Source organism: Kistimonas scapharcae, from assembly GCF_039540975.1.
In the GTDB taxonomy this organism is placed as follows: Bacteria; Pseudomonadota; Gammaproteobacteria; order Pseudomonadales; family Endozoicomonadaceae; genus Kistimonas; species Kistimonas scapharcae.
Genome location: NZ_BAABFL010000189.1, coordinates 1 through 751, shown reverse-complemented (window position 1 = coordinate 751; position 751 = coordinate 1). Strand labels below are relative to the sequence as shown.

General features: G+C 55.9%; 1 protein-coding gene. It reads right to left on the bottom strand.

The annotated features are described in order from the left end of the window. Window positions 1-751 (bottom strand): hypothetical protein (locus ABD892_RS10325; RefSeq protein ID WP_345195541.1); only part of this gene is annotated, 751 nt, incomplete at both ends.

The following is a 751-nucleotide window of genomic DNA, read 5'->3' as shown; positions in this document are numbered from 1 at the left end:
CCATACAATTTGATCTTGGTCGCCATGGTCGCATTCGCTGGCAGCTTGGTGGCCGCGATCTGTTCATGCAGATGCTTCAGGAAAGGCAGGATGATCATCTTGCCGTAGCTGTAGAAGAACGACTTCAGGTGCCAGATCAGCATGTAACGTGGGTCACTTGCCCATGCCGGACGGTGCGCGGCATTCGGCCTCACCACCGATTCTTCCACGAACCGTGTCAGCGCATCCTGCACCGCACGGCGATTCTTCATCAGTGCATGAAGTTCGTTATAGCGGTCGCCACGGATGCCGTCGGCCTTCAACTGTTCATACTCGGCCTGCTCCTCCAGCGTCAGTGTCTTGCCGTCCCAATCCCTGACTTCTTCCGCCGTGACATTCAGTTGCTCCAGGTATTTCTTCGCCTTGGTATCACCGGCCAGTGCAGCCTCTGACCACCGCTTCAGGGTCTGGTTGGCAACATGGGCGTTGGTGATCCGTGTGTACTCGGTCCACCACTCCTGAAAGTTCAGATGGAACAGGTAATCCAGCGCCTTCTGCGCCTTGCCCGTGGTGTAGGTATTACCGTAGAGGTTCTGAAGGATTTCCTGCGACACCCGTTGTCCTATCAGACCCATGTCATGTACCTGCTGGACCAGCGCCTTGTATGCCTCGGGGTCTTTTTTCTTCATCATCATCGCCTGTCGCATGTCGTTTGCTGCCTTCCACATGCCCTTGGCGTCACGGTTACGCAACACACCACCGGCAATATCCG